Origin of the sequence: Microbacterium sp. Cr-K32 (assembly GCF_000708345.1) — a bacterium.
Lineage (GTDB): Bacteria > Actinomycetota > Actinomycetes > Actinomycetales > Microbacteriaceae > Microbacterium > Microbacterium maritypicum_A.
This window is the reverse complement of sequence record NZ_JARD01000029.1, coordinates 96,411-120,301: the sequence shown is the minus strand read 5'-3', so window position 1 is coordinate 120,301 and position 23,891 is coordinate 96,411. Positions and strand designations below refer to the sequence as shown.

Below are 23,891 nucleotides of genomic sequence, written 5' to 3'. Positions count from 1 at the left end.
TTCCCGGAAACTCCGGTGTCCGTCCTCCACATAAGGGGCTGAGTGGACGGACACCGGCTCCCGCCCCCTGACGATCCCTCCCGAAAGTGATCCATGACTCAGACAGTTAGGCCGTGGCCGGCCCTGTGGGCGCTGTGCATCGGCTTCTTCATGATCCTCGTCGACACGACGATCGTGGCGATCGCCAACCCGGTCATCCTCGCGGCGTTCGACGCCGACCTGACCACGGTCATCTGGGTCACCAGTGCCTACCTGCTCGCCTACGCCGTCCCCCTGCTGGTGACCGGTCGCCTCGGGGATCGCTTCGGTCCCAAACGGGTCTATCTCGTGGGGCTCGTGCTGTTCACCCTCGCCTCGCTCGCGTGCGGTCTGGCGGGCAGCATCGAGATGCTCATCGCGGCTCGCGCCGTGCAGGGCTTCGGTGCCGCGCTGATGACGCCGCAGACCATGGCGATCATCGCGCGGGTGTTCCCGCCGCGCGGTCGGGGTCAGGCGATGGGGGCGTGGGGCGCTGTCGGAGGGCTCGCGACGCTCGTCGGCCCGATCCTCGGCGGCGTGCTCACCGACACCGTCGGCTGGGAGTGGATCTTCTTCGTCAACGTGCCTGTCGGGATCGTCGCCTTCGTCGTCGCCTGGCGCCTGGTGCCCGATCTCGAAGGACACCCGCACCGCTTCGATGTGGTCGGCGTCGTGCTGTCCGGGCTCGGTCTGTTCCTGCTGGTGTTCGGCATCCAGGAGGGCGAGGTCTACGACTGGGGGGTGATGTTCGGTCCGGTCACCGTGTGGGGCGTCATCGTCACAGGCGTCGTGCTCCTGGTGCTCTTCGTCGTGTGGCAGCGCGTCAATCGCGCAGAGCCCCTCATGCCCCTCAGCCTCTTCCGTGACCGCAACTTCTCGGTCGCGAACGCCACGATCTTCCTCGTCGGTGTCGGCATCACGGCCATGCCCGTCCCCCTCGCCTTCTACTTCCAGGTCGCCCGCGGGCTCGACCCGACGCTCGCAGCGCTCATGCTCGCACCGATGGCGGTCGTCTCGGGGGTGCTCGGGCCGTTCGTCGGCAAGCTGAGCGACCGGATCGGTCCGCGGTGGGTCACCTTCGCCGCCTTCGTCATCTCGGCGGTGGCCATGGCCTGGTATGCGGCGACGATGACGATCGACGCCCCGTTCTGGCTCCTGCTTCTGCCCTCGGCGCTGCTGGGCGTCGGCGTATCGGGGATGTTCGGTCCGCTCGCGTCGACGGCCACCCGCAATCTCCCGCACACGCAAGCAGGAGCGGGATCCGGCGTCTACTCCACCACCAGGCAGATGGGGTCCGTGATCGGATCGGCGCTGCTGGCGGTGCTGATGAACGTGACGCTCGCCGCGCACATCACCGGTTTCGTGCCAGGGGCGATCCACCCGGGGAGCGAGCTGTCGACGAAGGACGGGAGCGGACTGGCCGCGGCCATGTCGCAGTCGCTGTTGCTCTCGGCCATCGCCTTCGCGGTGTGCGCGGTCGTCGTGGTGTTCTTCGAGAAGCCGCGAGCCTGGGGAGCCCCGGTCACCCCGCAGACGGCGGGTTCTGTCGTGAGAGAGGGACGATGATGGCGGCGATCGCAGTGGATCCAACATCCAGAACGAATCCGACCACGAGCACCAAGGACGAGAGGACTCCGATGACGGTCAGCTCCGGAGGCGGTCGACTGGTCGTCGACGCCCTGAAGAAGGACTATGAGCTCGACGGCGCCGCCGTCCCCGTGGTCAAGGACGTCACGTTCACGATCGAGCCCGGGACGTTCTACTCGCTCCTCGGCCCGTCGGGATGCGGCAAGACCACCACCCTGCGCTGTGTCGCCGGCCTCGAACGGAGCAACGGCGGCATCATCTCGCTCGACGGCAACGTGCTGTCGACCGGCACCGCGCACGTGTCGCCCGACAAGCGCGACATCGGCATGGTGTTCCAGAACTACGCGATCTGGCCGCACATGACGGTGTTCGCCAACGCGATCTTCCCGCTGCAGGTCGCGGGTTCGAAGCTTCCGAAGCAGGAGGCGCGCAAGCGGGCGATGGAGGCGCTGGAGCTCGTGCAGCTCGATCATCTCGCGCAGCGCCCGGCCACCGCGCTCTCAGGCGGTCAGCAGCAGCGCCTGGCCCTCGCTCGTGCGTTGGCCCACCGACCGCGTCTGCTGCTGCTCGACGAGCCGCTGTCGAACCTCGACGCCAAGCTGCGCGACACCATGCGCAACGAGCTGCGGAGCCTGCAGCGCACCCTCGGCATCAGTGCCCTCTACGTCACGCACGATCAATCCGAGGCGCTGTCGATGTCGGATCGGGTGGCCGTGATGAACGGCGGACGCATCGTGCAGGAGGCGTCACCCCGCGAGCTCTACGACCAGCCGGCCGACCGATTCGTGGCGAACTTCGTCGGTCGCGCGAACATGATCCCCGCCGTGGTGATCGATCGTGACGGCGCCGGCGACGCGGTGGTCGAGGCGCTCGGCACCCGGCTGCAGACGCCGGTGCCCGACGGGGTCTCGATCGGCGACGAGGTCACGCTGACGTTCCGTCCCGAGACTGTGCGCTGGCATGAGACCGACATCGATCGCCCGAACGTCCTTCCCGTGCGCATCGTGCGGGTGGAGTTCCTCGGCGAGATCGTCGAGTACGAGGCCGAGGTGCTCACCGATGGCGAGCCCGTCGCCACGATCGTCGGACGCGGAGCGCCACTCGCGACACCCCCCGAGGGCGGCAGGGTCTTCCTCGAACTGGTCTCGCACGCCTGCCGCGTGCTGGGCGCCTGATCCACCCCGCACCACACCCGCAATCACACACCTGATGTCAGAGAGGACATTCAGATCATGAAGAGAACACTGGGAGCTGTCGCCATCACGGCGGTCTTCGCGCTCGCCTTGACCGGATGCAACACGTCGACCGATGCCGGCGGCGGTGACAGCGCGCTCGAGGGCGACGCCGCGTCGGCCACCTGCGACGCCGTGGAAGTCGGAGCGATCACCCGCTGCGAGAACTTCTACGACGACTACTGGCCCGAGATCGACAAGCAGCTCGACGCCCTCTACGAAGAGGCGAAGAAGGCCGACGGCGGCACGCTGGTCATCTGGGACTGGTACGAGCTGTCGCCTGACGTGATCGAGCAGTTCAACAAGCGCTTCCCCGACATCAAGGTCGAGACCAGGGGGCTGACGTACAACCTGTCGTCGGCGATCATCTCGGCGAAGGCGACCGGTTCGCGCAACACCGATGTGGTGTCCGGCTCGATCACCTCGATGGCCGCGATGTACGACGAGGGCTTCTGGGAGAAGGTCGACTGGGAGAGCTTCGGCGTTCCGAAGGAGTTCCTGACCATCGGCGCCCCCGAGCTCATGCCCGACAGCATCAACGGCACGCTCATCCAGTACAACACCGACAAGGTGACCGCGGTGCCCGAGACGCTCGACGGGCTGCTCGCCCCCGAATACAAGGACAAGGTGTCGGTCGCCGGCTACAACGCGGTGGTCTTCGCCGGATACGGCATGGCCGAGGGCGAGGACAAGATGGTCTCGCTGATCGACGAGCTCCTGTCATCGGGCAACCTGAAGCTGCTGGAAGACCAGGGTGCTCCGCTGTCGAGTGGTGACGTGCCGATCGCGCTCAACCAGACGCTGTTCAACCCGAACCCGGCGCTGCAGGTCTCACCGTTCGAGCACGCGGGAGTCTGGGCGCAGTTCTCCGGCGTCAACTCCGACGCCAAGAACAAGCCGGGGGCCGCGCTGTGGACCCTGTGGAACGCATTCGACCCCGACTGGATCAGCCTCCGCATGACGGACGAGCGCTTCGCCAGCACACAGGTGCCGTTCGCCGGTCTGCCCGCCGCGACCTTCGCCGAGTCCACCGGACTCATGAAGACGAACTCCGACGCGCTGCTGCTCGGCCTCGAGAACGGCGCCGAGACCGAGACGCAGGCCACTCGTGACGACTGGCAGGCCATGATCAACGCCGCCGACAAGGCGCTGAACGGATAACGATGTTCAAGGCAGGACGGACCACGGGGCGAAAGCGTCCCACCACGATGACGATCGCGATGATCGTCTCGGGCGCGGTCATCTTCATCCTTCTCGCGGTACCGCTGATCGTCCAGGTGATCACCGCATTCCGTGGTCCGTTCCTGCCCTTCGGCGTCTCGTCGGCCCAGTGGGGTGTCGAGAACTTCGTCACCCTGTGGCAGCTGCGCGAAGACTTCTGGGGCGTGCTCGGCGCGACCGGCGCCTTCGTCGGCGGCTCCACGCTGCTCACGCTCCTGATGGCTTTCGGCCTCGCCTGGGTCACGGTGCGCACGGATGCCCCGTGGCGTCGCCTGATCTCGGTGCTGGTGATCGTGCCGTACATCATCCCGCCGATCGTGAAGGCCCAGGCCTACCTGCTGATGCTGTCGCCCGAGTCGGGTGTGCTCAACCAGCTGCTGCGGCTGCTGCCGTTCGCGAGCGACGTGCCGATCGATCCCTATGCGTTCCCGACGATGATCTTCATCCAGGCGCTCACGAACGTCACGTTCCCGTACCTGATGATCGTGCCGATCCTGACGAACATGGACGGCTCGCTGGAGGAGTCGGCGCGGGTCTCGGGGGCCTCCTGGCCGCAGACGCTTCGTCGAGTGACGCTGCCGATGCTGTGGCCGGGGCTCCTCGGGGTGACGGTGCTGACCTTCATCCTCGGCCTCGGCAGTCTCGAGGTGCCACTGCTGTTCGGCCAGGAGTCGGGACGCGACATCTTCGCCCTCAAGCTCTGGACGCTCATCAGCTCCAACGCGGGCGAACTGCCCCAGTACGGTCTGGCCGCCGCGTGGGGGCTGGTGTTCCTCGTGATCACGACCGTCGCGTTCGCGATCTATCTGCGGGCCACGCGCAACGCCGAGCGCAGAGCCTCGGTGTCGGGCAAGGGCTTCCGGCCGTCGACCATGCGGATGGGGCCGTGGAAGATCCCGGTCATGCTGCTGGTCGCCGTGTTCATCCTGCTCACCGGCATCCTCCCTCTGCTCGCTCTGCTGTGGGCGGCGATCACGCCCTATCCGGTGGCGTTCTCGATCGACGCGATGCTCGGCAGCACCGACTTCGGCGCCTTCGGCACGGTGCTCGCCGACCCCGAGTTCTGGGTGTCGCTCGGACGCACGGTCATCATCGCGGGCGGCAGCGCCACGATCGCGGTGGTCTTCGCAACGGTGCTCGCCTACGGCATCGCCCGCAGCAAGAAGACCGGGTGGGTGAAGGCCATGGACCTGTTCGCCTCCTCATCGGTCGCGATCCCCGCGACCATCGCCGGCTTCGCGATGTTCCTCACCTTCATGGTGATCAACCCGTACATCCCGATCGCGGGCACGCTGCTCGCGCTCGTGATCGCGTACTCCTACCGGGTGTCGATCGCCTACCGCTCGTCATACAGCGCGACGCTGCAGATCAGGCCGGAGCTGGAGGAGGCAGCGCTCACCAGCGGAGCGAGTCGGTTCGAGGGATTCCGCCGCATCATCGCGCCGCTGCTGATGCCGACCGTGATGGCCGTGTGGATCCAGATGTTCATCCTCGGCACCAATGAGTTCACGCTCCCGGCGTTCCTGGCGACCCCGTCGTCGCGGCCGCTGTCGATGTACATCTACGCGATGATCAACCCGCGGTCCGCACAGCTGTATGCGCCGGACCAGGGGGCCGCAATGGCGCTGATCTTCACGCTGATGGTGTTCGCGATCGGCTACGGCCTGCAGTGGGCGCTCTCTCGCCGAGCGATCGGTCGCACACGCAAGGCGGTCTCCGCGGGTCTCCCCGACCTCGCCGCCGCCTCTCCTGCTCCCGCTCCCGCCGATTCCGCGACGGTGACCCTGGCCGTGCAGCGTCACAAGCGCTGACCCCGTCCGCCGAGTGCATGGCTTCCTGTCGAGTGCACGGCTTCCTGGCGTGAAGAAGCCGTGCGCTCGACGAGATCCCGTGCTCTCGACGGATAACGTGCGTTCGACGGGTAACGTGCTCTTTGTCGTGTGGGGGAGAGGAGAGGGAGCGATGCGTGTACGTGCGCCATCGGCCAAGGCCGGGATCGTCGTCGGAGCCCTGCTCATCCTCCCGATGCTCGGGGTCGTCCTCGCCGTGATGGATCTGTTCGCCGGATATGTCTGGTCGCTGCTGGCGGTCATCGCGCTGGTGGTGTTCACCGCGCGGGTGTTCCGTGGTCCCGGAGAGAGCATGGCGCCGCGGCCGTGGTGGCAGATGACGACGACGGCTCTCTCCAGCGCGGTCCTCTCCGTGCTCTTCGCGGTTCAGGCCGTCGTCGGTCTCTTCCGAGCGGGGACCGCCCCGTTCCCGGCCGCTGTCGTTCTGGGCGCGCTACTGACGCTTGCGGTGGCCGGGGCATATGCGCTCTCCGCGACCCGCCTCGCCCGCGTCGAGCGGCCGCACAAGGGATAGCCCCGCCCCGCTCTCTCGCTCCCACCCTCTCGCTCCCGCCGAGTGCACGGCTTCCTGTCGAGTGCACGGCTTCTTGGCGTGAACACGCCGTGCGCTCGGCGAGATCCCGTGCATTCGACACCGCTCCGAACCTCTCCCTTGACTTTTGGATCCAGTATCCATTCAATAGGAACAGCAGGAGAAGAAAGGGTGAGGAGGCCGCATGCACATCGGGTACGCCGCGATGCTCGAGCAGATCGAGCCCACCGCCGTGATCGAGAACTGCGTCCTCGCCGAGGCGCACGGGTTCCGCGGGATCATGGCCACCGATCACTTCCAGCCCTGGCTTCCCCGCCACCGCAACGCCGCTCATGTGTGGACCATGCTCGGCGCGATCGGCGCGCACACCACCGGCGACCTCGGCCCCGGCGTCACGACCCCCGGCTTCCGCACGCATCCCGCCGTGGTCGCGCAGGCCGCAGCGACGCTGGCGACCCTCTACCCCGACCGGGCCTGGCTCGGCGTCGGATCGGGGGAGGCGCTGAACGAGCACATCGTCGGCGAATACTGGCCCGAACCCGCCGAGCGCATCGACCGCATGTTCGAGGCCGTCGACCTGATCCGCAAGCTCTTCACCGCCTCGATCGCCGGTCGCGACACCCGCCACCGTGGCGAGCACTTCCGCATGGAGTCGACCCGGCTCTGGACGATGCCGCCCACCGCCCCGCCCGTCTACGTCGCCACCGCGGGCCCCGCCACCGCACGTCGAGCCGGCCGGAACGCCGACGGCCTGATCACGACCTCGGCCGAAGTCGAGCGCCTCGCCCCGCTGCTCGCCCGATTCGCCGAGGGGGCACGGGAGGCGGGGCACGACCCCGAGGGCCTCCCGAAGGTGCTCCAGCTGCGGCTCTCGTGGGCGCCGACCGACGAGCAGGCCCTCGCGAACGCACTGACCGAGTGGCCGATCGGCGGACTCCGGATGCGTCGGGGCGACGTGCGCTCGCCGTACGACTTCGAGCAGCTCGTGCGCGGGGTGACGGCCGACGACATGCGGGCGTCGATGCCCATCTCCTCCGATCCCGACGTGCATCGCGCGCAGATCCAGCGCTACGTCGACCTCGGCTTCACGCGCATCTACCTGCACAACGTCGGGCCCGACCAGCGGGAGTTCGTCGAGGTCTTCGGCCGCGACGTGCTGCCGAAGGTGCACGCATGAGCGCCCCCGCGATCACCGTCTTCGCCCCCACCAGCATCGGCGAGGTGCACCCCGGTGATGACCTCGTGGCCCTGATCCTCGCCACCGGCGTCGAGCTCGCCCACGGCGACATCCTCGTCGTCACCTCGAAGATCGTCTCCAAGGCCGAAGGCCGCTACGTACAGGCCGCCGACCGCGAAGAGGCCATCACCGCCGAGACCGTGCGGCTCGTCGCCTCGCGCACCTTCGACGGGCACACCATGCGCATCGTCGAGAACCGGCTCGGCATGGTGGCCGCGGCCGCCGGCGTCGATGCCAGCAACACCCCGGACGGCTGGGTGCTGCTGCTCCCCGAAGATCCGGATCGGTCGGCGCGTGCGCTCGCCGCGGGATTGCGGGCGGCCACGGGCGCGGAGGTGGGCGTGATCCTCAGCGACACCCTCGGGCGCCCCTGGCGGGAAGGGCAGACGGATGTGGCGATCGGCGGTGGGGGTGTGCGTGTGATCGCCGACCTCCGCGGCACGACCGACCAGGCGGGCAAGGTGCTCAGCGTCACGACACCGTGTGTCGCGGACGAGCTCGCCGCGGCCGCAGATCTGGTCAAGGGCAAGGCGAGCGGCAACCCGGTCGCCGTGGTGCGCGGCCGCTCCGATCTCGTCGGACCCCTCACCCTGCCCGGGGCCGCGAGCATCGTGCGCGGCGCGGAGCGCGACCTCTTCTGGCTGGGCACCGCCGAAGCACTCGACCAGGGATACCGCGACGGTTACGCCGCTGCGCTCGCGGACCTCGGCACCCACGAACAGCACCTACACGCACAGCAGGAACCCGACACGAAGGATGCGACATGACACTGACCCTCGGATACAAGGCCAGCGCAGAGCAGTTCGACCCCCGGGAGCTCGTCGAGATCTCGGTCGCGGCCGAGGCGCACGGCATGCAGTCTGTGTTCGCGAGCGACCACTTCCAGCCCTGGCGCCACACCGGCGGCCACGCTCCGTTCTCGCTCACCTGGATGGCGGCGGTGGGTGAGCGCACATCGAGCATCCGCATCGGCACCTCGGTGCTGACCCCGACCTTCCGTTACAACCCTGCCGTGCTCGCGCAGGCGTTCGCGAGCCTGGGCTGCCTGTACCAGGACCGCATCATCCTCGGCGTCGGCTCTGGCGAGGCGCTGAACGAGATCGCGACCGGATTCCGCGGCGCCGGGGAGCAGGAGTGGCCTGAGTTCAAGGAACGCTATGCGCGGCTGCGCGAATCCGTGCGTCTGATGCGGGCGTTGTGGTCGGGCGACCGGGTGAACTTCGACGGCGAGTACTACTCCACGCACGACGCCTCGATCTACGACCGCCCCGAGGGTGGCATCCCGATCTACATCGCCGCGGGCGGACCGATGGTCGCGCGCTACGCCGGTCGCGCGGGTGACGGCTTCATCTGCACCTCGGGCAAGGGTCAGGAGCTCTACGTCGACCAGCTGCTCCCGGCCGTGAAGGAAGGGCTGGAGCAGTCCGAGCGCTCGTTCGACGACTGCGACCGGATGATCGAGATCAAGCTGTCGTACGAGGAGACCCGGGAGGCGGCGTTGGAGAACACCCGCTTCTGGTCGCCGCTGTCGCTCTCGAAGGAGCAGAAGCACGACATCACCGACCCCGTCGAGATGGAGAAGGCCGCCGATGCGCTGCCGCTCGAGACCATCGCCAAGCGCTGGATCGTCGGGAACGACCCGGATGCCGTGGCCGCCGAGATCCAGCAGTACATCGATTGGGGCTTCAACCACCTCGTCTTCCATGCGCCGGGCCACGACCAGCGCCGGTTCCTGCAGCTCTTCGAGCGCGACATCGCCCCCCGGTTGCGCGACACCGCTGCCGAACTGCGCGGGTGAGGCGACGGAGATGATCCGCGGTTCGGGAGTCGGGGTGCCGCTGCCGGGAGTGCCCGCTCGTGAGTGGATCGTGGTGATCCCGGTGAAGCGCGCCGAGATCGGCAAGTCGCGGTTGCGCATCCCCGGCGTCGATCGCGAGCCCCTCGCCCGCGCGATCGCCCTCGACACGGTCGAGGCGGCCACCGCATGCGAGCGCGTCGCCGAAGTCATCGTCGTCACGAGCGACGAGGTCACGGCGACCGCTCTGCGTGTGCTGCCGCGGGTGCGACTGGTGCGCGACCGCAGCGAAGGGCTGACCGCGGCGATCGGGCTCGGCGTGAGCGCGGCCCCCGACCTGCGCCCTCGTGCCGTGATGCTCGGCGACCTGCCGGCGCTGCGCCCCGACGAGCTGGCCAGGGCGCTCGCGTTCGCCTCTTCGCACTCCCGGGCGTTCGTGCCGGACGCCGAGGGTACCGGCACCGTGCTCGTCACCGCGCGGGCGGGTTTCGACCTCACTCCGTGTTTCGGGGCGGACTCGGCCTCCGCACATCGCGCGGCCGGTTTCGTCGAGGTCGGGTTTCCCGTCTTGAGTGGTCTGCGACGCGACCTCGATCATGCGGAGCACCTGCGGGCCGCCCGCCGTGCCGGACTGGGCCCGCGCACCGCGGCGCTGGTCGACCGACCGCTGGTGCTCGCCTCATGACCGGCGGCGTCGCCGACACTTCCGATGGCCCGCGCATCGTCGTCCTCGCCGGTGGCGTCGGCGGATCGAAGTTTGTGGTCGGTGTGCGGGAGGCCGCACGGCGACGGTGGCCGGATGCCGCGGGAGGAACCCGAGCCGAGATCACGGTGATCGTCAACACCGGCGACGACCTGTGGCTCAGCGGCCTGCGGCTGCAGCCCGATGTCGACTCGATGATCTACGCGCTCGCCGGTGTCAACGACACCGCACGCGGATGGGGGAGGGAGGGCGAGAGCGAGCGCGTCGCCACCGAGTTGCAGGCATGGGGAGCCGGCTGGCCGTGGTTCACGTTGGGTGACCTCGACCTCGGTGCGCACATCGCCCGCACGGGCTGGCTCCGCGACGGCGCCTCCGTGACCGAGGTCGTCGATCGCCTCGCCTCCCGATGGCCGCTCGGCATCCGACTGCTGCCCATGACCGATACCGAAGTCGACACCCACGTGTTCACCGCCCAGGGTCGGATGCACTTCCAGGAGTGGTGGACCCGGCATCGTGCGACCCTCCCGGCGCAGGGGTTCGATGCCCCGGGGATCGCGCAGTCCGCGCCCGCACCCGGAGCGGTCGACGCGCTGGCTGCGGCGGACGTCATCCTGTTCGCCCCGTCGAATCCCGTGGTCTCGCTCGGGCCGATCCTCTCGGTCCCCGGCATCGCCGACGCCGTACGTGCCGCCCCCGGAGCCGTGGTCGGGGTGTCGCCGATCATCGCCGGTGCGCCCGTGCGCGGTATGGCCGACGCCTGTCTCGCCGCCATCGGTCTCGCCGCCACCGCCGACGCGGTCGGACACCACTACGGGGCACGCGCAGCCGGCGGACTGTTGGATGCGTGGCTCATCGCCGAGGAGGATACTTCTCTCGCAGGCGGGCTCGAGGCGGCCGGGCTGCGCGCGCCGGTGCATCCGCTGTGGATGCGCGATCTCGACACTGCGACGGCTCTCGCCGCCGAGGCTCTCCACTCGGCTGAGCTCGACGCGCACCAAACGTCATAGTCACAGGTCTCGAAAGACTGGCCGAAAGTTCCCAGTCTTTCGGCGTAATGACCGGGCCCCCACCGCCGTCTCTCCACTGTGAGGGTTGTCCGGCCGAAAGGGGGTCGGGCTGTGCGAGGGGTGAGGGAATCGTGAGTGGTCGAAGTCGAGTGGACCGGCTCTTCGAAGAGTTGGAGGTCGAGTGCGGCGCGAGTATGCAGTGCATCACGGAACGGGCGTCCGCCCTGCTGGGGCTGGACATCGAGGTCGACGTTTTGAATGAGGAGGAGTGGCGGGCCGTTCCGCGGTTCCTGCTCGTCGACGGTGACCGTGCGAGGATTCCGGTCCGCCGCTCCGATCCGCAGTGGTACCGACTGCACGTGGTGATCCACGAGCTCTCGCACCTGCTGTGCGGGCACACGCGATGCGAGAGTCTGCCCATGACCTTCGACCAGCTGCGGAAGCCCGCGCAGGTATGCGCGCTCGTCGGGGTGGGAGGGGGTGCCGGCTCCGTGGCGCTCGACGACTGCCAGGAGCAGGTGGCGCTGGAGGCCGAGGCGGAAGCGCTCGCGCACCGCTTGGGCTCGTTCGTCCTCGCTCCGCAGTTCGCATCCGCCGAGCTCGTCTGAATCCCGATCGTCCGAACCGGTCAGCGCGTGAGGGCGGGAGCCGCATCGAACACGATCAGCGGACGATCGCTGCCCGGCCGGAGGATCACCTCGGCGTCGACCTGCCAGACGCGCGCGATGAGCTCCCGCGTCAGCACCTCCTGTGGGGAACCCGCCGCCTGCACGTGACCGTCGGCGATCACGACGACGCGATCGGCGAATGCCGCCGCGTGATTGAGATCGTGCAGAGCAGCCAGCACGGTCATGCCGTCGCGCGCGAGGGACGCGAGGAGGGCGAGTGCGTCCAGCTGCGCGCGGATGTCGAGGTGGTTCGTGGGCTCGTCGCACAGCAGCAGCGCCGGTCGCTGAGCGAGGGCCCTCGCGAGGTTCACCCGTTGGCGTTCGCCGCCGGACAGGGTCGCGGCATCGCGCTCCGCGAACTCGAGCGCCCCCGCGCGGCCGAGAGCCGCATCGGTGGCGACGGCATCCGTCTGCGCCCCCTCGAACGACAGCCATCCGCGGTGGGGAAGCAGTCCGAGCCCCACGATGTCGCGCCCGGTCATCCCCTCGGCGGTCGACCACTCCTGCTCGACCAGGGCGACGCGCTGTGCGCGCTCTCGCCGCCGCATCGAGGGCAGCGATGCGCCGTCGAGCGCGAGGGTCTCGACCTCGCCCCGCAGGGTTCCGGCGATCAGCCGCAGCAGCGTGCTCTTGCCCGAGCCGTTGGGGCCGAGGAGAGCGGTCACCGAACCTCCGGGGGCGGTGATGTGCATGTCGTCGCAGAGGATCCGACCCCCGTGCGCGAATCGGATGCGTCGGGCATCGAGGCCGTCCTCACGCACTCCGGTCATGCGCGGCTCTTCCTCATACGCAGCATCAGCAGCGCGAACACGGGGCCGCCGATCAAAGCGGTGACGATCCCGACCGGGAGCTCGCGTGGCTCGAACACGGTGCGGGCGATGGTGTCGGCCCAGATGAGGAACACGGCGCCCGCGAGGAACGAGACCGGCAGCAGCGCGCGATGCCGGGCGCCGACGACCGCCCGAACCGCGTGCGGCAGGATCAGTCCGACGAAGCCGATCGACCCGCTCACCGCCACGAGCGCTCCGGTCAGCAGCGCCGTGCACACGAAGAGCAGCACGCGCAGCCGGGTCACCGGGATGCCGAGTGCCTCGGCCGCGGTGTCTCCCAGTACGAGTGTGTCCAGTGGCCGGGCTGCAGCCAGCAGGGGGACGGCGCAGACCGCCACGGCGACCCCGGCGAGGGTGGCATCCGCCCAGTCGGCGCCTCCGAGCGAGCCGAGCAGCCAGCTGAGGATCTCACGGTAGCTGTCGTTCGTCGCGCTCCAGAAGATCACGAGGCTGGTCAGTGCCGCGAGCACGGCCGACACGGCGAGACCGGCGAGGACCACGGCGGTGGCTCCTGCGGAACCGGCCGCGCGCGCGAGGCCCAACGTGAGTGTCAGGGCGAGCAGCGCACCCGCGAACGCGGCGAACGGCAGTGCCACCGCCGCACCGAGCACGATGACGATCACCGCGCCGGTCGAGGCGCCGGAGGACAGACCGAGCAGGTAGGGATCGGCGAGCGGGTTGCGGGTGAGGGCCTGCATCACGGCACCGCACAGGGCCAGGCCGCCTCCGACCGCCGCGGCCGTGAGAATGCGGGGTACTCGCCCCTCCCAGATGATCGCGTCGCGGAGCGGGGTGAGGCCTGTGGCCGCGCCGGTCAGGTGCGACCACACGCTCGCCGCGAGCTCGGCCGGGGCGACGTCGGCCGGCCCGATCGCGACCGCGGCGACCACCGATCCCGCCAGGGCGAGCAGCAGCACCGTGATCGCCGAGACGGTACGTCCCCGGGGGTGGGGAGCGGCTGCCGCCGCGACAGGGGGCGCCGTGCGCAGCGGAACGGTGACGCTCACTGCTCTCCGAGCTGCGCCACGATCGACTCCACGGCCTTCACGTTGCGGATGCCGGCCTCGGTCGCCGGGAAGTCGACCAGCACGTACCGCTCGTTCCGCACCGCGTCGAGCTGTGCGGTGACCGGGTTCGAGGTGAGCAGCGCGATCTTCGACGCGGCGGTGTTCCAGGCGGCGTCCACCAGCACGATCACGTCGGGGTCGGCCTCGGCGATCAGCTCCCACGAGCTCGACGTCCAGGTGTCGTGCACGTCGGCGAAGACGTTCTCGAGCCCGGCGGCCGACATGATCATCTCCGGCGCGCCGATGCCGGCGCCCACGAAGGGCTGGTCGGTGCCGGACGAGTACCAGAGCGCCGTGAGGCCACGGTCGTCGGGGGTGATCGCGTCGAGCTCTGCGCGCTGCTCGGCGATCAGCGCGCTCGCCGCCTCCGTCTCGCCGAGCAGTTGGCCGGCCTCCGCGAAGCCATCGAAGACCGTGTCGAACGTGAGCGGGTCGGGCATGTAGCCCGGAGCCTTGCAGGCCGCGGGGGCGACGTAGGTGGTGATGCCGAGCTTCTGCAGGTCGGCTCGCTCACCGGCGCCGTCGACCGAGAAGTTCGACTCCCATCCGGCGAACACCAGGTCGGGCTCGAGGTCGAGCACGGCCTCCTTCGACGGCACCTTGTCGGAGACGACCGGGATGTCCTCGGCATCCGCCGCGAGATCGTCAGGCAGCGGGCCGTCGGAGAAGGCGGAGCCGATGATCCGATCCCCGGCGCCGAGGGCCAGCGCGAGTTCGAGAGTCGACGACTTCACGGTGAGGATGCGCTGCGGCGTGGCGCCGAGCGAGACCTCGGTGCCGCAGTTGTCGAGCACGATCGGCTCGGTGCTGGGGGTTTCGGCGTCGGGCGCTTCGGCCGATGACGCCGGCGCGCCGGCGCAGCCGCTGAGTCCGGCGGCGACGAGCAGGGCGAGGGCGGGGAGGGCGCCGAGGGCGCCGAGGGCGCGGGCGGTGGCAGGCATGGTTCTCCGGGAGACGAGGACGGGAAGGGCGCAAGACAGAGCACGTTCGCAGTCCAGGTCGGGACCACCGGCATCGGCCAATCGGGCCGACGCGATGCGGTCATGCTAGCGCGGATACTGGATCCAAATCAATACTGGATTCTGGATCCAAAATCGACGAGGATGGAGAACGCCCCACCGCAGCGGCGCACATCGCCGATCGCGACGCCGCGTTCAGCCGAGAGGAACCCATGCAGACCACACCCGTCTCGTACTTCAGCGAGGGTCAGCGCATCTCCGCCGTGTGGCGCACCCCCGACCACGCGGGGCCGTATCGCGCGATCGTTCAGGGCCCCGGTTGGCTCGGGCTGAAGGACGCCAAGCTCTACGTCCGCTACCACGAGGCCCTGGTCGAGGCCGGCTTCGCCGTGCTCGTGATCGACTACCGCGGCTTCGGCGACTCCGAAGGCGACCGCGGCTATCTCTCTCCGGCCTGGCAGCTGCAGGATCTGGTGAACGCCGTGACCTACCTGACCACGCGCGACGACGTGATCGCCGACGCGATCGGGGTCTTCGGCACCGGCGGCACCGGAGGCGGCAACGCCGTGCTCCTCGCCGACGCCGACCCGCGCATCAAGGCCGCGGTCAGCCAGGTGCCGGTCGCCGACGGCGAGGACTGGCTGCACCGCATGCGCAGCGAGTACGAGTGGCTCGACTTCCAGAAGTCCCTCGAAGAGGACCGCCGCCAGCGCGTCGCCACGGGGGAGGGGCGGATCGTGCACCCCCGTGAGGAGATCATGATCCCCACGGCCGAGCGTCGGGCGACGAAGATCAAGGCCGACGTCGACGACCGCATCCCGACAGCCGTGCCGCTCGCGTGTGCCGAGGGCATCATCGCGTACCGGCCGATCGACGCGGCCGGCCGCCTGACCACACCGCTGCTCGTGATCGGCGTCGAAGGCGACGCCACCACCCCGACCGACCACGCCGAGGCGCTGTACGAGGCGGCACGTGGACCGAAGCAGCTCATCATGCAGCGGCACACCACCCACTACGCCGCCTACGACGTGTACTGGGAGCAGACCACCCCGGTGATCGTGGGCTGGTTCGACCGGTACGTGCGCCCGGCGCACCTCATCCACCGGTCTTCGCCGTCGCCCGCGATCGGCGAATCCATCACCACCGAAACCGTGCAGACACAGTCCGACAGCAAAGAGGAGGTCGCGCGATGAGCGTGGATCTGAAGATCACCGGCGGCACCGTCGTCACCCCCGCAGGGCCGGTCCTGGCCGACCTGCTCGTCGCCGACGGCAAGGTCGCGGGCATGGTCGCGGCCGGTACCGACGTCGCGGCTGCGCGCACGATCGACGCCGCGGGCAAGCTCGTGCTTCCCGGCATGGTCGACGTGCACGTGCACACCCGCGAACCCGGCTACGAGCACAAGGACGACATCTACACGACGAGCCTGCAGGCCGCGGCCGGTGGCGTCACCACGATGTTCGGGATGCCCAACCTCAAGCCGCCGACCACCGACGTCGCCACGTTGACCGACGTGTTCCACCGGTATGAGGAGTCGTCGATCGTCGACTGGAACCACAACCCCGCGCCGACGAAGTTCGATGAGATCGCCGGCATGAGCGAGATGGGCATCCGGGCGTACAAGATCTACATGGTCGTCGACACGGGCCGCGACTACCCGCACCCCTCCGGCACCGGCATCCACAACCACGGCCACCTGCTCGAGATCATGGATCACATCGCCCAGACCGGCAAGCGCTTCATCGTGCACCCGCACGACCAGGCGCTCATGGATTACATCGAGGGCGCCTACCTCGCCCGCGGCGAGAACACCCCCGAGGGCTACGCCTCCGCCTACGCCGCGCGCGAGGGTGTGATCTGGGACACGGCCATCGACGTCGTGTTGCGTCTCGCCGAGGCCTCCGGCTGTCCCGTGCACATCGCGCACATCCAGACCCGACGCTCGATCGAGGCCGTTCGGCGCGCCAAGCAGAACGGCATCGACGTGACCTGCGAGGTCAACCACTGGGCGCCGTTCCTGTCGACCTGGAACGACGTCGAGACCCTCGGCCCGTACGCGCTCAGCTACTGGGTTCCCGACGACAACCGCGCGGCGGTCTGGGAGGGCATGCGCGACGGCACGATCGACATCGCCGCCAGCGACCATGCCCCGCACACGCGCGAGGAGAAGGAGGTCGGGTGGACGCAGATGTGGAGTTCGCACACCGGCACCCCCGGCATCCAGTACTACTACGAGCTCATGCTCGACGCGGTGAATAAGGGCGAGCTCGATCTGCAGCGCGCGATCGACATGGTCGCCCACATCCCCGCCGCGAAGTTCGGCCTGGAGGGTGTGAAGGGATCGCTCACGATCGGGGCGGATGCCGACATCGTCATCGCCGACCTCGCCGACGAGTGGACGATCACGAATGACGGCGTGCTCTCGAAGATCGGCTGGACCCCCTACGACGGGCGCACCATCAGCGCGCGCATCCAGCGCACGCTCGTGCGCGGTGTCGACGTCTATGTCGGCGACGAGGTCGTCGGCGACCGCACTTTCGGAAAGCTCGCCGCATCGGCGGAAGACAGGGCGGCATTCGCCGCTGGAGAGGAACTGACATGAAATTCGGACTGCTGCTGCCGCACTTCGGCGAGGAGGCGAGCAAGGAGAAGCTCCTGGAGGGATCGAAGCTCGCGGAGAGCTTCGGATTCGACTCCGTCTGGGTGCGCGACCACCTGGTGTTCGAGCCGCACGGCGAGATGGAGAAGCCGAACCGCACGTTCTACGACGCGCTGACGACTCTCACTGCCATCGGTGCCGTCACCGACACGATCGAGCTCGGCACCGGATCGCTCATCCCGTTCCGGCACCCGCTCGTCACCGCTCTCATGGCAGGCACGATGACCCAGCTGCTCGGCCCGCGCCTGATCCTCGGCTTCGGCGCCGGAACGTTCGATCACGAGTTCGACGCGATCGGCTGGGGCGACCTCGACCGCGTCGAGATGGTGCGCTCGAACGCCGAGATCCTGCGCCGTGTCTTCACCGAGAACGACGTCACCTACGACGACGGCATCTTCACATTCGAGAACGTCACGATCGAGCCCAAGCCCGTGGGGGGACGCATCCCGTTCTGGTACTGCGGCGCGACCCCGCGTTCGGCCCGTCTCGCGGCGGAGTTCGCCGACGGGTGGATGCCCGGACGCACGGGCCTGCTCACCATGGAGAAGCGCATCAAGACCATGCGCGAGATGACGGACGAGAACGGCCGCCCGATGCCGACCATCGCCGTCATCCCGCCCACGTCGATCGAGGACACCCGCGAAGAGGCGCTCAAGCACGTGAACATCCCGGGCCTTCTCGCCTGGGCGAACAAGGCCAAGTTCGCGGTGAAGCCGCCGTCCGGCAGCTTCGAGACCGTCGAAGACCTCGAAGGACAGCTCATCGTCGGCAGCCCCGACGAGGCGGTCGAGCAGATCAAGCGGTTCGAGGAGGTCGGCACCGAGCACCTGGTGTTCGACTTCCGCTTCAAGTTCGATCGGTTCTTCGAGCAGATCGAACTCCTCGGCACCGAGGTGCTTCCGAAGCTGCGATAAGCCGCGCACCGACGCGCGGCGATGAGACGAGAGGTCGACGATGACTGACGTGAATGACACCGCACGGGACTCGGCGGATCCGCTGATCTCGGTCACCGGGCTCTCGGTGAGCTACGACGTCGCGCGGACGGGAAAGAAGCTGATCGCGATCGAGGATGTCGACCTCGACGTGTTCGAGGGCGAGTTCATCACGGTGCTCGGCCCGTCGGGGTGCGGAAAGACGACGTTCATGAACGTCATCGCCGGCCTCGTCGCGCCGAGCACCGGGGCCGTCCTCGTCGATGGGAAGCAGGTCGACGGCCCTGGTCCCGACCGGGCCGTTGTCTTCCAGGACTACGCCCTGCTGCCCTGGCGCACCGTGTTCGACAACGTGAAGTTCGGACTCGAGATGCAGAAGGGCCTGCGCACCGCCGACTGGCGGGCGAAGGTGCAGGAGGCCATCGAGATGGTGGGGCTTGCGGGATTCGAGTCGTCGTACCCCCGTGAACTCTCCGGCGGCATGCAGCAGCGCGTCGGGCTCGCCCGCGCGTTCGTCGCGGAACCGCGCATCCTGTTGATGGACGAGCCGCTCGGTGCCGTCGACGCCCTCACCCGCGAGGTGATGCGCGACGAGATCGAGAAGCTCATCGAGGCGACGGGCAAGACCGTCCTCTTCATCACGCACTCGATCGAGGAGGCCATCCTCCTCGGTGACCGCATCGTCGTCTTCAAGAGCCACCCCGGTGCGATCAAGGAGATCATCACGACCGGCATCCCGCGCCCGCGCTCGGAACGGTCGGTGCAGCACGATCCGCGCTTCCTCGAACTCCGCGACCACCTCTGGGAGGCGCTGGAGGGTGAGGCCACGGCAGCGGCGGTGTCGAAATGACCGCGCTGCTCGCCACCGGGCCGAACCTCGGTCGGGGTGGCCTCGCCGCCTGGCTCGCGGGGCTGAGCGCCCGGGGCAAGGCGGCGGTCATCGCGATCGAGGTCGTCGTCCTCCTCGTGCTCTGGCAGCTGGTCGTCGGGGTGTTCGGCTGGATCAGTCCGGTCTTCCTGCCGCCGCCCCTGGCCATCGCGCAGGGCTTCGGCGAGATCGTGGCGAACGGATCGCTCGCCGCCAACGCCGGCATCTCGGTGCAGGCGTGGCTGACCGGTTTCGCGCTCGCGGTGGTCGTCGGCATCCCGGTCGGACTCCTGATGGGAACATCGCTTCCCGTCGACCGCGTGATCGGTCCGATCGCGTGGACGATCTACGCCACGCCGTCGATCGCCTATCAACCGCTCGCGAAGGCGTGGTTCGGCTTCGGCATCGGTCCGGTGATCTTCCTCGTGACGATCAGCGCGATCTTCCCGATCCTGCTCAACGTCGCCGCGGGCATGCGCACCACGAACCCGTCGATCATCCGCGCCGCCCGCGTGTACGGGGCAGGGCGGATGCGGCTGTATCGCTCGGTGTACCTGCCGTCGACGATCCCGTTCCTGTTCGCGGGGCTGCGGCAAGCGGTCGTCCTCGCCACGATCGGCATGGTCGTGGCCGAGCTCGCGGGCTCGTCGAGCGGCATGGGCGCGCTCATCATCCGCGCCTCGAACACGTATCAGACCGACCAGGCGTTCGCCGCGATCGCCGTCGTCGTGCTGTGGAGCGTGGGCATGACCCAGGTGGTCACGGCCATCGAACGCGGGGTCGCGCCGTGGACGAGGAAGGGCACGCGATGAGCGTCGTCTCGGCAACCGGAACCGTCCGCATCGTGCGGCCGCGGCGTGTGGTGCGCTCCGGCGAGGGAAAGTGGACCCTGCTCCTGATCGGGGTGATCGCCGCAGTGCTGCTCCTGTGGGAGGCAGCCGTCAGCTGGTTCCACTGGATACCGGCGGCCTTCCTGCCCGCACCGACCGCGGTGGCCGTGGCGTTCGGCCAGCTCATGGTCGACCCCGAGTTCTGGAGCGCCTTCGCGTTCAGCGTCACCAACCTGCTGATCGGCCTCGCGATCGCGATCGTCGTCGGTGTGGTCGTGGGGCTCGCGGTCGGCTGGTCGCCGGTGCTGCGCTTCATGGTCGCCCCGTTCCTGTGGGTGCTGTACTCCACGCCCAAGGTCGCGCTCGCCCCGCTGTTCATCCTCGGCCTGGGCCTCGGCAGCGAGTCGAAGATCGCCCTCGTGATCCTGCTGGCGGTGTTCCCGATTCTGCTGAACACGATGGAGGGCGCGGTCACCGTGAACCCTTCGCTCGTCAACGCGGCCAGGGTGTACGGCGCGAAGGGGATCGGCCTCGGCTGGAAGGTGATCTTCCCCGCCACGCTGCCCTACAGCCTCTCCGGCATCCAGCGCGGTGCGGCCCTCGGCTTCACGGGCGAGGTGCTCGGCGAGTTCCTCGGCGGCACCGGCGGCCTCGGTCACCTGCTCGAGTTCGCGGCGTACCAGTTCCGGATGGACGAGGCCATCGCGATGGTCGTGGTGATGGTCATCATCGCCAACCTCACGCTGCTGCTCATCTCGATCCTCCGGCGCCGGCTGGCGCCCTGGTACGACGAGCGCAAGATCGTCGGCTGACCGGCACCGACGCAGACTCCCGACGCCCCTCGACTCCCGACCCCCGTCTCATGCGCGACGGGGGTCGGGTCCGTTCGGCGGGCATTCACTCGCGATCGAGTGGTACGCTTTGTTGTACCACTAGGGAGGTGGAGGATGTCCGCGATCTCGGCTACCGAGGCCCGCAAGAGCCTGTTCGGCCTTATCCAGCAGGTGAACGATGACCATGCGCCCGTCGAGGTCGTCTCCCGACGTGGGAACGCCGTCATCATGTCGAAGGACGACTACGACGCCCTCACGGAGACGGCGTACCTGCTGCGAAACCCTGTGGGTGCAGAGCGACTTCTCTCGGCGATCGAGCGTGCGCGCCGCGGTGAGGCCGAGCAGCACGACCTGATCGACGAGTGACTCGGAGATTGGCCTTCGACCCCCATGGGTGGGAGGACTACACGTACTGGCAGGGCCAGGATCGCAAGACGCTGAGGCGGATCAACCAGCTCATCGCCGACGTTCTCCGTGATCCCTTCGAGGGCATCGGGAAGCCGGAGCCGCTGAAGCACGTGCTCTCCGGGGCGTGGTCCCGCCGCATCGACCAGGCCAATCGCCTCGTCTACTACGTGAGCGACGAGCAGATCGTCATTCTCCAGGCTCGCGACCACTACTAGGACGCGGGCCGAAGGGCCGTCTAGTCGACTGCCGGCTGGGTGTGAAGTGGCATCGCTCTGTATCCCGCGGGAGTTGCGGGGCCTAAGCGAACACGCCAGCCTGAACAGACGAAGAGGCCCCACCGCCATGCGCAACGGTGGGGCCTCTCGTGCGAGTCAGCGACTCACGGGTAGGTCAGCGTGGCCGGTCCCTCGTTGTCGAGGCCCAGCAGCTCTTGCGCCTTGCGGAGGTAGACGAGCTGCTCGTCATCGAACTCCAGCGGTTCGAGCTTCTGCGTCTCGATGGTGGTGTCCCACGCCTCGCCGTCGAAGTACAGGTTCGGGCAGGCGAGGTGTCCGTCGAGGATCCAGACGCTGTCCGAATCACGCAGTTCCGCGACGTCGAAGTCGTTGGCCTCGTAGATGTCCAGCGCCTCCTCCGCGTTCTCGGGGAACTCGCCGGGTGCGGGTGCCGTCATGAAGTCGGTGCCCTTGAGCGTGGCCCGCAGGAACCGGACGAGGGTGTTCGGATTCTCCTGCGCCCACTTCGTGCCGGCGATCTGCACGTCGTTCGCCCAGTTGCGCAGCGACTCGACGACGATGTTCGCGCCGTGCTCCTCGAGGGCTGCCCTGTCGTCGGCGTAGAACGGCTGCAGGCTGATCTTGTCGTTGACGAAGAACTCCGTCCACGACTCCGATCCGGGGCCCGGGTAGACGACCTCGGTGTTTACGGATGCGACGTCCCAGCCCTCCTCTTTCAGCACCTGGGCGCGCTGGAACTCGGCGGGGTCGCCGGGAGTGCCGGCCAGCACGATCGACGTGCCGTCGAGGTCGTCGACGCTCTTCACATCGGACTGCACCGCGAAATCGAAGTTCTGCCGGCAGTAATGGCCGGAGACCAGATCGATCTCGACACCGCCGCGGATGGCGTCGATCACGGTGCCGGTCGACTCGACGCCGATGTCGGCACTGCCGCTGGCGACGGCGGCCGTGACGTTGTCGGCGGTGATGACCTCGACGGTGAGGCCCTCGTCTTCGTAGTAGCCGAGGTCGGACGCCAGGACGAACATCGAGTACATCGTGATGTCGGGGAAGGGGATGGCCACCGTGATGCTGGTGTCCTCCGCGGCTCCGGGTTCGCCGTCGCCGAGGTCGACGGGTCCTTCCGGTGTCGGCGTCGGCGAGGCGCAGGCGGCGAGCAGCGTCAGTGCTGCTGCGCCCCCGACCGCGGCGATGCCGAGTCTGTTTCGTGTCGTGCGCATGACTCTCCATTCGGGCAAGTGCGTGCGACTCCTCCGTGGAGTGGGGCGCCTCACGCGGATTTTGGGATACGGTATCCAATTTGGAATCGGGTGTCCATGGTTTGCGGGATATCGTGCTCGAACAGGGTCTAGACGACTGTGATGAAAATTGGATACAGTATCCCAAACAGATTCCCGCGATGAAGAGGTGAAGATGCGTGCCGCCGTGCTGAGCCGTCATGACCTGGACGGGTTGACCGTCGCGGTCGCGGATGTCCCGGCACCCGGCGACGGCGAAGTGCTCGTGCGCGTCGAGACGGTCGGGGTGAATCAGCTCGACCTCAACGTCATCGCCGGTGTCGGCCCAGGAGCACGGGCGCAGCTGCCTCGCATCCTCGGGATTGACCCGGCCGGCGAGATCATCGCCATCGGAGCGGGTGTCGACCAGAAGCGGATCGGCCAGACCGTGGTGGTCAAACCCAACATCGCCTGCGGGCAGTGCGCTCATTGCCAGGCCGGAGACGAAGCCGATTGCCCGAACCAGACCGTCGTCGGCGTGCACCGCGACGGGGGAGCGGCCGAGTACGTCGTCGTCCCCTCCCGCAACGCGATCGACCGCCACGGCCTCGACGCGGCACAGGCGACCGCCGTGGTGCACAGTGCCTCCATCGTGATCAACGCCGTGCGCACGGTCGCGCTCGCCGCGGGCGACAGGGTGCTCGTCACCGGCGCGGGCGGCACCCTCGGCCGTGCGGCGGTGGCCATCGCACTCGCTCGCGGGGCCCAGGTCGTCGCCGCGTCGCGCCGTACTCTCGCACCGCTCGGAGACGAGCAGCTCATCCAGGCTTCGGGAGCTCCCGCGCTGGCGGCGGCCCTCGACGGGGGAGAGGGGTTCGACGTCGTGCTCGATGTCTCCGGCCACGCTCCGACCCTGAGCGCAGGGATCTCGGCGTTGCGGTGGGGAGGTCGGGCCGTGTTCTGCGCGGCATCCGTCGACAGCGACCTGCGCATCGACGCCCGCGACTTCTACCTGCGTCGCAAGCGGCTGTCGGGTGTGGCCAGCGCACGCTACGACGATGTGGCCGAGGCTCTCGCGCTCGCCGCCGCCGGGGCCCTGCCCTCGCTCGTCGGCCGCCGCTACGCGCTGGACGACATCGCCACGGCGTATCGCGATTTCCCCCGCAAGGGCGACGGGAAGGTCGTCGTCGATGTGCGCTGAC

24 protein-coding genes are annotated in these 23,891 nt (G+C 68.6%); 20 read left to right on the top strand and 4 right to left on the bottom strand.

Annotated elements, in window-relative coordinates; genetic code table 11:
• Positions 1–93: 93 nt before the first annotated feature.
• The 11 genes from GZ64_RS0117820 (at position 94) to GZ64_RS0117770 (ending at position 11,790) form a co-directional block, all read left to right on the top strand.
• Positions 94–1,584: a DHA2 family efflux MFS transporter permease subunit gene (locus GZ64_RS0117820; RefSeq protein WP_029268049.1), complete on the top strand. Its 1,491-nt coding sequence runs from the start codon at positions 94–96 to the stop codon at positions 1,582–1,584.
• Positions 1,585–1,655: 71 nt separating this feature from the next.
• On the top strand, positions 1,656–2,780 hold the full coding sequence (locus tag GZ64_RS0117815; protein WP_051668225.1) for an ABC transporter ATP-binding protein: 1,125 nt from the start codon (positions 1,656–1,658) through the stop codon (positions 2,778–2,780).
• Positions 2,781–2,837: 57 nt separating this feature from the next.
• Positions 2,838–3,998: an ABC transporter substrate-binding protein gene (locus tag GZ64_RS0117810; RefSeq protein ID WP_029268045.1), complete on the top strand. Its 1,161-nt coding sequence runs from the start codon at positions 2,838–2,840 to the stop codon at positions 3,996–3,998.
• 47 nt (positions 3,999–4,045) lie between these two features.
• Positions 4,046–5,869, top strand: coding sequence for an ABC transporter permease (locus tag GZ64_RS0117805; RefSeq protein WP_167540723.1), 1,824 nt, complete (start codon positions 4,046–4,048; stop codon positions 5,867–5,869).
• A gap of 151 nt (positions 5,870–6,020) precedes the next feature.
• The gene (locus GZ64_RS0117800) at positions 6,021–6,422 is read left to right on the top strand and encodes a hypothetical protein (RefSeq protein WP_029268042.1); all 402 of its coding nucleotides are present in this window, start codon (positions 6,021–6,023) and stop codon (positions 6,420–6,422) included.
• A 202-nt stretch (positions 6,423–6,624) separates the two neighbouring features.
• The gene (locus tag GZ64_RS0117795) at positions 6,625–7,617 is read left to right on the top strand and encodes a TIGR03557 family F420-dependent LLM class oxidoreductase (protein ID WP_029268040.1); all 993 of its coding nucleotides are present in this window, start codon (positions 6,625–6,627) and stop codon (positions 7,615–7,617) included.
• Positions 7,614–8,444 carry a coenzyme F420-0:L-glutamate ligase gene (gene cofE / locus GZ64_RS0117790; RefSeq protein ID WP_051668223.1) on the top strand — a complete coding sequence of 277 codons (831 nt, stop codon included), beginning with the start codon at positions 7,614–7,616 and terminating at the stop codon, positions 8,442–8,444. The genes GZ64_RS0117795 and cofE overlap by 4 nt, the downstream gene beginning before the upstream one ends.
• The gene (gene fgd, locus GZ64_RS0117785) at positions 8,441–9,475 is read left to right on the top strand and encodes a glucose-6-phosphate dehydrogenase (coenzyme-F420) (RefSeq protein WP_029268036.1); all 1,035 of its coding nucleotides are present in this window, start codon (positions 8,441–8,443) and stop codon (positions 9,473–9,475) included. Before cofE ends, fgd begins: the two co-directional genes overlap by 4 nt.
• Positions 9,476–9,485: 10 nt before the next feature.
• Complete coding sequence (gene cofC, locus GZ64_RS0117780) at positions 9,486–10,157, top strand: 2-phospho-L-lactate guanylyltransferase (protein ID WP_051668221.1); 672 nt, start codon at positions 9,486–9,488, stop codon at positions 10,155–10,157.
• Complete coding sequence (gene cofD, locus GZ64_RS0117775; protein ID WP_036331808.1) at positions 10,154–11,182, top strand: 2-phospho-L-lactate transferase; 1,029 nt, start codon at positions 10,154–10,156, stop codon at positions 11,180–11,182. The genes cofC and cofD overlap by 4 nt, the downstream gene beginning before the upstream one ends.
• A gap of 194 nt (positions 11,183–11,376) precedes the next feature.
• Positions 11,377–11,790, top strand: coding sequence for a hypothetical protein (locus GZ64_RS0117770; protein WP_136025495.1), 414 nt, complete (start codon positions 11,377–11,379; stop codon positions 11,788–11,790).
• Between the two features lie 20 nt (positions 11,791–11,810).
• Here the strand turns inward: GZ64_RS0117770 and GZ64_RS0117765 are convergent, their stop codons facing one another.
• Genes GZ64_RS0117765 through GZ64_RS0117755 form a run of 3 tightly spaced genes read right to left on the bottom strand, consistent with a single transcriptional unit; the run spans position 11,811 to position 14,688 of the window.
• On the bottom strand, positions 11,811–12,620 hold the full coding sequence (locus GZ64_RS0117765; RefSeq protein ID WP_029268030.1) for an ABC transporter ATP-binding protein: 810 nt from the start codon (positions 12,618–12,620) through the stop codon (positions 11,811–11,813).
• Complete coding sequence (locus GZ64_RS0117760; RefSeq protein ID WP_197020545.1) at positions 12,617–13,687, bottom strand: putative F420-0 ABC transporter permease subunit; 1,071 nt, start codon at positions 13,685–13,687, stop codon at positions 12,617–12,619. The genes GZ64_RS0117765 and GZ64_RS0117760 overlap by 4 nt, the downstream gene beginning before the upstream one ends.
• Entirely contained in the window at positions 13,684–14,688 is a 1,005-nt protein-coding gene (locus GZ64_RS0117755; protein WP_029268027.1) for a putative F420-0 ABC transporter substrate-binding protein, read from the bottom strand. The genes GZ64_RS0117760 and GZ64_RS0117755 overlap by 4 nt, the downstream gene beginning before the upstream one ends.
• 230 nt (positions 14,689–14,918) lie before the next feature.
• Here GZ64_RS0117755 and GZ64_RS0117750 point away from each other — a divergent pair, with 230 nt between their 5' ends.
• The 8 genes from GZ64_RS0117750 to GZ64_RS0117715 all read left to right on the top strand — a co-directional run bounded on the left by GZ64_RS0117750 (position 14,919) and on the right by GZ64_RS0117715 (position 21,451).
• Positions 14,919–15,899, top strand: coding sequence for an alpha/beta hydrolase (locus GZ64_RS0117750; protein WP_081859805.1), 981 nt, complete (start codon positions 14,919–14,921; stop codon positions 15,897–15,899).
• Positions 15,896–17,308: a dihydroorotase gene (locus tag GZ64_RS0117745; protein WP_029268024.1), complete on the top strand. Its 1,413-nt coding sequence runs from the start codon at positions 15,896–15,898 to the stop codon at positions 17,306–17,308. Before GZ64_RS0117750 ends, GZ64_RS0117745 begins: the two co-directional genes overlap by 4 nt.
• Positions 17,305–18,279: an LLM class flavin-dependent oxidoreductase gene (locus GZ64_RS0117740; RefSeq protein ID WP_029268022.1), complete on the top strand. Its 975-nt coding sequence runs from the start codon at positions 17,305–17,307 to the stop codon at positions 18,277–18,279. Before GZ64_RS0117745 ends, GZ64_RS0117740 begins: the two co-directional genes overlap by 4 nt.
• A gap of 40 nt (positions 18,280–18,319) precedes the next feature.
• Positions 18,320–19,147 (top strand): ABC transporter ATP-binding protein, encoded by an 828-nt coding sequence (locus GZ64_RS0117735; protein WP_021201485.1) that lies wholly within the window; start codon positions 18,320–18,322, stop codon positions 19,145–19,147.
• Positions 19,144–19,977, top strand: coding sequence for an ABC transporter permease (locus GZ64_RS0117730; RefSeq protein WP_036271970.1), 834 nt, complete (start codon positions 19,144–19,146; stop codon positions 19,975–19,977). The genes GZ64_RS0117735 and GZ64_RS0117730 overlap by 4 nt, the downstream gene beginning before the upstream one ends.
• Positions 19,974–20,807 carry an ABC transporter permease gene (locus tag GZ64_RS0117725; RefSeq protein WP_029260748.1) on the top strand — a complete coding sequence of 278 codons (834 nt, stop codon included), beginning with the start codon at positions 19,974–19,976 and terminating at the stop codon, positions 20,805–20,807. Before GZ64_RS0117730 ends, GZ64_RS0117725 begins: the two co-directional genes overlap by 4 nt.
• Positions 20,808–20,942: 135 nt before the next feature.
• Positions 20,943–21,194, top strand: a complete 252-nt coding sequence (locus GZ64_RS0117720; protein WP_021201488.1) for a type II toxin-antitoxin system Phd/YefM family antitoxin — start codon at positions 20,943–20,945, stop codon at positions 21,192–21,194.
• An 8-nt stretch (positions 21,195–21,202) separates the two neighbouring features.
• The gene (locus GZ64_RS0117715; protein WP_021201489.1) at positions 21,203–21,451 is read left to right on the top strand and encodes a Txe/YoeB family addiction module toxin; all 249 of its coding nucleotides are present in this window, start codon (positions 21,203–21,205) and stop codon (positions 21,449–21,451) included.
• 164 nt (positions 21,452–21,615) lie between these two features.
• Here GZ64_RS0117715 and GZ64_RS0117710 read toward each other — a convergent pair whose 3' ends face one another.
• Positions 21,616–22,692, bottom strand: a complete 1,077-nt coding sequence (locus GZ64_RS0117710) for an ABC transporter substrate-binding protein (protein ID WP_051668219.1) — start codon at positions 22,690–22,692, stop codon at positions 21,616–21,618.
• Between the two features lie 193 nt (positions 22,693–22,885).
• On the opposite strand from GZ64_RS0117710, the gene GZ64_RS19555 reads away from it, so the two are divergent.
• On the top strand, positions 22,886–23,890 hold the full coding sequence (locus GZ64_RS19555) for an alcohol dehydrogenase catalytic domain-containing protein (protein WP_136025496.1): 1,005 nt from the start codon (positions 22,886–22,888) through the stop codon (positions 23,888–23,890).
• Position 23,891: the final 1 nt, after the last annotated feature.